At 35.0% G+C, this 8,114-nt stretch carries 8 protein-coding genes; 1 reads left to right on the top strand and 7 read right to left on the bottom strand.

The annotated features are described in order from the left end of the window. Window positions 1–331 precede the first annotated feature (331 nt). Window positions 332–523: a cold-shock protein gene (locus VKY41_RS11380; protein ID WP_007646460.1), complete on the top strand. Its 192-nt coding sequence runs from the start codon at window positions 332–334 to the stop codon at window positions 521–523. A gap of 115 nt (window positions 524–638) precedes the next feature. Here VKY41_RS11380 and VKY41_RS11375 read toward each other — a convergent pair whose 3' ends face one another. From VKY41_RS11375 to VKY41_RS11345, 7 genes are all read right to left on the bottom strand, one after another. Next, window positions 639–884: a hypothetical protein gene (locus VKY41_RS11375; protein WP_500814577.1), complete on the bottom strand. Its 246-nt coding sequence runs from the start codon at window positions 882–884 to the stop codon at window positions 639–641. Between the two features lie 60 nt (window positions 885–944). Further along, window positions 945–2,996 (bottom strand): alpha-ketoacid dehydrogenase subunit alpha/beta, encoded by a 2,052-nt coding sequence (locus VKY41_RS11370; protein WP_500814576.1) that lies wholly within the window; start codon window positions 2,994–2,996, stop codon window positions 945–947. Between the two features lie 143 nt (window positions 2,997–3,139). Beyond that, window positions 3,140–4,201 carry a branched-chain amino acid aminotransferase gene (locus VKY41_RS11365; protein ID WP_500814575.1) on the bottom strand — a complete coding sequence of 354 codons (1,062 nt, stop codon included), beginning with the start codon at window positions 4,199–4,201 and terminating at the stop codon, window positions 3,140–3,142. Window positions 4,202–4,288: 87 nt separating this feature from the next. Beyond that, window positions 4,289–5,596: a dihydrolipoamide acetyltransferase family protein gene (locus VKY41_RS11360; RefSeq protein WP_500814574.1), complete on the bottom strand. Its 1,308-nt coding sequence runs from the start codon at window positions 5,594–5,596 to the stop codon at window positions 4,289–4,291. A gap of 10 nt (window positions 5,597–5,606) precedes the next feature. Continuing rightward, a complete protein-coding gene (locus VKY41_RS11355; protein ID WP_500814573.1) occupies window positions 5,607–6,947 on the bottom strand; it encodes a phenylacetate--CoA ligase family protein in 1,341 nt (446 codons plus the stop codon). 8 nt (window positions 6,948–6,955) lie between these two features. Then, window positions 6,956–7,555, bottom strand: coding sequence for an acyltransferase (locus tag VKY41_RS11350; RefSeq protein WP_500814572.1), 600 nt, complete (start codon window positions 7,553–7,555; stop codon window positions 6,956–6,958). A gap of 60 nt (window positions 7,556–7,615) precedes the next feature. Further along, window positions 7,616–7,990 (bottom strand): four helix bundle protein, encoded by a 375-nt coding sequence (locus tag VKY41_RS11345; RefSeq protein ID WP_500814571.1) that lies wholly within the window; start codon window positions 7,988–7,990, stop codon window positions 7,616–7,618. Window positions 7,991–8,114 lie beyond the last annotated feature (124 nt).

Here is an 8,114-nt window from a genome sequence, read left to right as displayed (position 1 = left end):
TAGATTGAGCAGAAGAAATCTGCATGCCAATAAAAAACAAAGCGATAAAGCTTAAAAAAGTAAAGTATTTTTTCATGATTTTCTTGTTGTTATTATTTATTTCAAAAATTAAATATACAAAAATTATTAATATACACTCTATTCTATATAGTAATCTGTTTCCAAAGAAAAAGAATCAACCCACTGCCTTAGGCTGAACACAACCAATATAGGTTAATCCGAAAGAGATTAATTTTTAAAGTTTCTTATCCACTTGTAAACAAAAGCAAAAAAAGCTTTCTAAATCAGAATATTAGATTATCTTTGTACCTTAATTAAATAAAATATTATTATGAGTACTGGTACAGTAAAATTTTTTAATGACTCTAAAGGTTTTGGATTCATCACAGAAGAAGGAAACAATAAAGAGCATTTTGTTCACATTTCTGGCTTAATCGACGAAGTAAGAGAAGGCGACCAAGTTGAATTCGATTTGACAGAAGGTAAAAAAGGATTAAACGCGATTAACGTAAAAGTTATCTAATTATATACTTTTCAAAAGCTTTAAAAAAGAGCCTATCATTTGATAGGCTCTTTTTGTTTTTAGTTATAATCAATATTCTGCAAAGTTTGGATTATAATAGATCTATTTAAAATCCTTAATTATTTTCTTTGATTTTTATTTTGGTTTCGCCGTCATCGCCTTCTTTAATTTTCACTGTTTTATCTTCAGTTTCCATTTTTATTTTAGTATCATTGGCTCGCTCTTTCACCTCAATATCAGCGCCTTTATCCTGCATTTCTTCAATGATCTCTTCTTTTTGCGTTTTATTTTCATCTCTACAAGATGAAAATGAGGTAGCCATAAACAATGCTGTTAATGACATAAAAATTACTTTTTTCATAATATTAAATTTTAGTGTTGGGTAAAACTACCCCTCTTCGACTAATATTATTAACTCGAATCAATAATTTAATAACTCATTTATTTTTACTTTAACTTTTTGAGTAGATGGAATCATGGTTTCTTCTAAAATTGAATTTAAAGGAATAGCAGGCATATTCTCACTTCCAATGGTCATTACCGGAGCATCTAAGTATCTAAAACATTCCTCTTGAATTTTTCCTACCAAGGCCATAGCAAAACTATTGTTTGAAGGTTCTTCTGTAACTACTAAACACTTACCTGTTTTCTTAACAGATTTCATAATTGTATCCTCGTCTAGTGGATAAAGAGTACGTAAATCAATAATTTCTATTTGATCTTTCATTCCTAACTCTTTACTCGCATTCATTGCCCAATGTACTCCCATTCCATAGGTAACTATTGTTAAGGTTTCTACATCATCTTGTTTCCAAATTTCTTGTAACAACCATGCTTTTCCAAATGGCAATACATAATCTTCACTAGGCTCAACAGATGTTGCTCCTTGTGTTCCTGGAACCTTAGACCAATACAATCCTTTATGCTCTAAGATTACAACCGGGTTTGGATCGTAATAAGCAGCTTTCATTAAACCTTTTAAGTCGGCACCATTACTTGGATAAGCAATTTTAATACCGCGAATATTAGTAATAACACTTTCTACTGAAGAAGAATGGTAAGGCCCACCACTACCATAAGCACCAATTGGCACACGTAGAATCATGCTTACAGGCCATTTTCCATTAGATAAGTAACAGCTTCTGCTTACTTCGGTAAATAACTGATTTAATCCTGGCCAAATATAATCGGCAAACTGAACCTCAACAATTGGTTTTAAACCTACTGCCGACATTCCCACAGTAGAACCAACTATAAAAGCTTCTTGAATGGCGGTATTAAATACACGGTCGTCACCAAATTTCTGCGCTAAGGTTGCTGCTTCTCTAAACACACCACCTAAACGACCTCCAACATCTTGACCATATAATAAACACTCTTTGTGTTTTCTCATTAATTCCTCTACCGCAAATAAAGCACAGTCAACCATCACAACTTTATCTGCTCCTTTTGGTGAACGCTCTCCTTTTTCTTCTGTAATTGGAGTTGGTGCAAAATCGTTTGTAAATAAATCTTCTGGTTTTGGATCTTCGGCTAATAAGGCTTTATCGTAATCGGCTTGAACCATTTCTTTAGCCTCTGCCTCTATTCTATCAATATCTTTTTGCGTGAATCCGTTATCTAACAATTGCTGCTTAATAACAGGATATGGGTCTCTTGTTTTTGCTTCTTCTAAATCATCTCGATACCACTCCATGCGTACTCCAGAAGTATGGTGATTTAATAAAGGAACTTTAGCATGTACTAAAAACGGACGGCGTTCTGTACGAATAGTTTTTATCACTTTTTCTAAGGCTTGGTAACTTTCTGTAAAGTTTGCACCATCGATAGTAATTGCATCCAATCCTTTAAAACCTTTGGAGTATTCATAAGCATCTTGAGCACGAGTTTCAGCTGCATTCGCTGAAATATCCCAACCATTATCTTGTACTAAATACAAAATAGGCATTTGTTTTAAAGCTGCCATTTGAAAGGCTTCAGCAATTTCACCTTCGGTAACAGATGCATCCCCTAAGGAACAAACTACAAAGGGTAGTTCGCTAATTGATTTGTCATCTAAACCTTGTAACTCTTTATACTGCATTCCCATTGCAACACCCGTTGCAGGTATTGCCTGCATACCAGTTGCGGATGATTGATGAGGGATTTTCGGCTTATCTTCATCATTTAAACTTGGATGTGCATAATAGGTACGTCCGGCAGAAAACGGATCGTCTTTTTTAGCTAATAACTGCAACATTAAATCATAAGGCGTCATACCTAATGCTAACAACATAGCATCATCTCTATAATATGGAAAAGCATAATCTTGAGGCAACAATTGCATACCTAAAGCAATTTGGATTGCTTCATGGCCACGAGATGTTGCATGCACATACTTTGAAACGTGTTTGAAGTTAGCTTCGTATAACTCGGTCATTGCTTTGGCTGTGCATAGATTTAAAAATCCTTTTTCTAAAATGTCTTTTTCCATATTATGATCTAGATACTTATGTTTTGTTTTTTGTAATTATTAGTATATATCTTAATTCTGCGTTAGGGATTGAGGCTTTGTTGGAGCTCCTCGAAGAGAGCGACTGCCGAAAGCCCGACCCTTGTGGTAACGCCCAAATTAATTTACTCTCTATCTACTTTGGTCATCCAACCAAATTTATCTTCTAACTGACCAGTTTTAATGGCATTTAGTGTGTCGTTTACTTCTAATCCTACAGGGCTTTCATCTGAAACATGAATGGTTTCTCCTTCTAATCCAATTTCTTGAATATAAGCTATACCTACAGCTGTTCCTGTACCGAAAGCTTCTTCCAGTGAACCATTTTCTGATGCTTTTTTAATTTCATCGATAGTGATTTTACGCTCGGTTACTTTGAAATTCATTGCTCGCAACATATCGATAACACTAGCTCTTGTGATTCCATGTAAAACAGACCCGTCTAGGTTTGGGGTGATAAATTCTCCGTTAATTTTGAAAAAGATATTCATTGTACCTACTTCCTGTATGTACTTATGTTCCGCTGCATCTAACCACAATACCTGATCGTATCCTTTAGCTTTTGCTAATTCGGTTGGAAGTACTGCTGCTGCGTAGTTTCCGGCTGCCTTAGCTTCTCCTGTTCCACCATGAGCGGCACGGATATATTGTTTTTCGGCCCACAGTTTAATACGCTTACTATACAGTGTTTGTGCTGGCGATGCCATGATGATAAACTTATAATGAGTAGCTGCACGCATACCAATAAACGCTTCATCGGCATACATGAAAGGTCTTAAATATAATGCGCTTCCTTTAGTTGGCGGTATCCAATTATGATCTATAGAAATTAATTTTTTAAGGCCTTCCATGAATATTTCTTCTGGTAATTCAGGCATTCCCATTCGCGTTGCACTTTCGTTTAAACGCTTTGCATTTTGTTCAGGTCTGAACAACATTGGCGTAGCATCGGTATCTTTATAAGCTTTCATCCCTTCAAAAATAGCTTGTCCGTAATGTAATGCCATAGCTGCAGGATGCGTAGGAATTAATCCCATTGGAACTATTCTTGCGTCTACCCATTCGCCTTTGTTATAATCGCAAATGAACATGTGGTCTGTAAAAGTAGTTCCTAAAGGAATGTTGTTAAAATCTAAGTCTTTAACTTTAGATTCTGCTACTTTATTAACTGTAATATTGTACTTCATAATTTTATTTTTTCATCATCTCGAAAAACGAAATAATACTCTAATGGTTTTGTTGAAATTCCTCGTTACACTCAGAATAACAATATATTATATTTCTCTATTTATATCAAATTGTTCAAAATAATCGGCGACACGACGAACAAAGCTTCCTCCTAAAAATCCGTCAACAACTCTGTGATCAAAAGATAAGGATAAATACATCATGCTACGAATGGCTATTTCGTCACCTTTTTCGGTTTCAATCACTTCAGCACGTTTTTTTATAATTCCTAGAGCTAAAATAGCTACTTCTGGCTGATTGATAATTGGTGTTCCCATTACGCTACCAAAAGTCCCGACGTTTGAAATTGTAAACGTACTTCCTTTAATATCGTCGCCTGCCAACTTGTTTTCTCTTGCTTTTCCTGCAAGTTCATTTACATTTGAAGCTAATGTTTTTAAATCTTTAGTATCGGCATTTTTAACTACAGGCACTATTAAATTTCCACTAGGAAGTGCTGTTGCCATTCCAATATTAATATCTTCTTTTACAATGATATTATTACCATCTACCGAAGCATTTATATTTGGAAAATCTTTAACCGCTTTAGCTACTGCTTCTACAAACAATGGTGTAAATGTTAATCGCTCACCATATTTTTTTTGGAATGCTACTTTATTTGCATTTCTCCAATTTACCATATTAGTTAAATCGGCTTCCACATAGGCAGTAACATGTGGGGATGTATGTTTGGAATACACCATATGATCGGCAATCATTTGACGCATTCTATCCATCTCGATGATTTTACCTTTACCTTTATCGAAATTTAATTGCGGAATTCGGTATGCTGTTGGATCTTGAGTGATAGGTTGCGCATATTTGTACGGTCTACCTTCTTCTATATACTGAAAAATATCACTTTTACGTAATCTATCATCTTTTCCTGTTGCTGGAATACGTGCTAATTCTTCGAAGCTAATATGGTTTTCTTTCGCTATTTTAATTACTAATGGCGAAAAGAATGTATTGGTATTAGCCGTTGAAAAACCTCCAGTACTTACTTGCGGTTGCGGAACTGTGTGTGGTCTTTTTGTTTCCTTTTTTGTCTTAGGAGTTTTTTTATCTTCCCTTACCTCTGAATTATTTTCTTTCCTTATTTTAGAAACTCCTTCAGAAAGTTCCATAGTAGCGATAACCGTTCCTACAGGCACAACATCTTTAGCTTGATAAAGGATTTTTATTAACTTCCCTGATGCTGGAGCCGGAACTTCATTATCCACTTTATCCGTTGCAACTTCTAGAATGATATCCCCTTCTTCAAAGGTATCTCCTTCCGCTATCAACCAATTGATAATTGTTCCTTCTGTAATACTTTCGCCCATTTTGGGCATTTTAAGTTCCTGCTTAGGCATATTTTATTTTTTAAGAATTTCGTAAATCAATGATGCGGTTTAATTTCCCTCCTTCACTTTTAGGAATTGCTCCATAGCAGTTCAAGGTCACTTTAATACTTAATCCCACTTTATCTTTTATATTTCTTTTCAACTTATCAGACATTGAAGTAAGTGCTGAGTTTTTTAAAACTTCCTCTTCAGTAAAACCGTTTCCTAATCCTATTTTTAACTGAAAATCTGAGTTAGTTTCAACCTTAACCTCAACTTGATCTGTTAAGCCTTGTTTTGTAACGATTAACTGATAATTAGGAGCTAGCTCTTTATATTCATTGAAGATTTCTTCAATTTGAGTATGAAACAAATTTACTCCTCTAATAATCAGCATATCATCTGAGCGCCCTTTTATTTGGCCCATTTTAATGTGGGTTCTTGACGTACTATGGTCGTAGGACAGACTACAAATGTCGTTGGTCCAATACCTTAAAAAAGGCATGGCTTCTTTTGTAAGTGTAGTAAATACAAGCACTCCTTCTTCACCGTATGGAAGTGGTTCTCCTGTATCTTTATCAACAATTTCTGGAAAGAAATGATCCTCCCAAACATAACTACCTGTACCTTGCTCGTCCCAAGCTTCTTGTGAAACTCCAGGACCTATTACTTCGCTTAAGCCGTAAATATTGGTTGCTTTTACTCCTAAAGAGGTTTCTATATCTTTTCTTATGGCTTCTGTCCAAGGTTCTGCTCCTAAAATAACATATTTTAAATTAAGATCGGAGATTTTTAAGTTTCTCTTTTCTAATTCAAATGCTATGGTTTGCGCGTAAGAAGGTGTACAACATATTACTTCCGATTGAAAATCTTGTAATAAAGTAATTTGTCGATCAGTCATTCCAACGGAAACGGGAACCACAGTCATTCCAAGTTTTTCTGCTCCGTAATGGATACCAATTCCACCTGTAAATAAACCATAACCATAACTGTTATGCATTTTCATACCTGGTTTGGCTCCACCTGCTACTAAAGATCTTGCTACTACTTCGGAAAAAACATCTATATCATTTTTTGTATATGCTACAACGGTTGGTTTTCCTGTGGTACCACTAGAGCAATGGATACGTGCTAACTGACTTTCTGGTACAGTTAAAAACCCGAACGGATACTGATCTCTTAAATCTGTTTTCTTAGTAAAAGGTAGTTTATAAAGATCATCGATAGATTTTATGGATGACACAGCAATACCAGAACTATCAAATAGATTTTTATAGAATGGTACAGTTTTATAAACTCTATTTACAAGGTTTACTAATCGTTCACTTTGTAATTTTCTAAGTTTAACTAAAGGAAGAGATTCTATTTCTTTATTGTACATGTCCAGTTTTATTTGTTTTTTCTAAAATCCTGAAGGGTTTTATAAAAATCCTCTTGCTTTGGTAGATTATTAGGTATTTCTCTTAAAGGCTCAACAGCTTTCAATGTTTCGTGACAGTCGGCAGGTAATTGCTGATATAATTTCGTTCCAGCCGTTTTCCATGAAATTATGTCGTCACTAACTTGTTTTACTACTTTTGCAGGATTTCCAACAACCAAACTACGGTTAGGTATTTTAGTTTCAGCTTTTACAAAGGCCATGGCACCAACAATACATTCGTCACCTATTTCGGCATCATCCATAATTACTGAATTCATTCCAATCAGACAATTTCTGCCTAAATTAGCTCCATGAATAACAGCTCCATGTCCAACATGCGCACTTTCTTTTAAAACGATAGATTTACCAGGAAACATATGAACAGTACAGTTTTCCTGAACATTAACGCCATCTTCTAAAATAATTTGTCCCCAATCCCCACGAATAGCAGCTCCTGGACCGATATAACAATTTTTACCAATGATCACATTTCCTGTAACGGCAGCTTGAGGATGCACGAAACTGGATTCGTGTACTACTGGTGTGTAACCTTTGAATGAAAATATCATAGAGGGTAGTTTTTAGTGGGTAGAGCGTGAATCGCAACTGTTTGTATCATATGCTTTATTTTATGCATTTTTATTATTTAAGTGCTTCATTAAAGCTGATATCATTTTATTAATTTCAACTAAAAGAGCTCTATTTCTTTCGCTCTGTTCAAAAGTTATATAGTTCCGTAAATAGGCTTTGGTTGTTGCAGCTACGCATTCGCGAGAGCTATCTCTTGCTATTCTCAAGTAATTTAAAAAACTTGCGTCTGAACTACCAGAGCCTTCTGCAATATTAAATGCTATGGAATCTGCTGCTCGTGCAAACTGAGCCGACAATCTATAATCTTCAATTTTAGGAAAATCGCTAAGTTGCTTATGCACCAATTCGCCATATTCTATAGCTTTTTGATAGACATTTAACTCTTCAAAATTAAAATGATATTTACTTTTCATCTAAAATCTAATTTCCTTTCTACAAACTACCAACTAAAAACTACCCTCTTGATTATTTAAATCCTTTCAACTTCTCTTTAGTAAACTCACTCAACACCAATCTCCCACTAATTTGTGCACGTTC

It is taken from the genome of Xanthomarina sp. (assembly GCF_035306605.1).
Classification (GTDB): domain Bacteria; phylum Bacteroidota; class Bacteroidia; order Flavobacteriales; family Flavobacteriaceae; genus Xanthomarina.
Note: the sequence above shows the minus strand (reverse complement) of the source record. Positions and strands in the feature narration are given on the sequence as shown.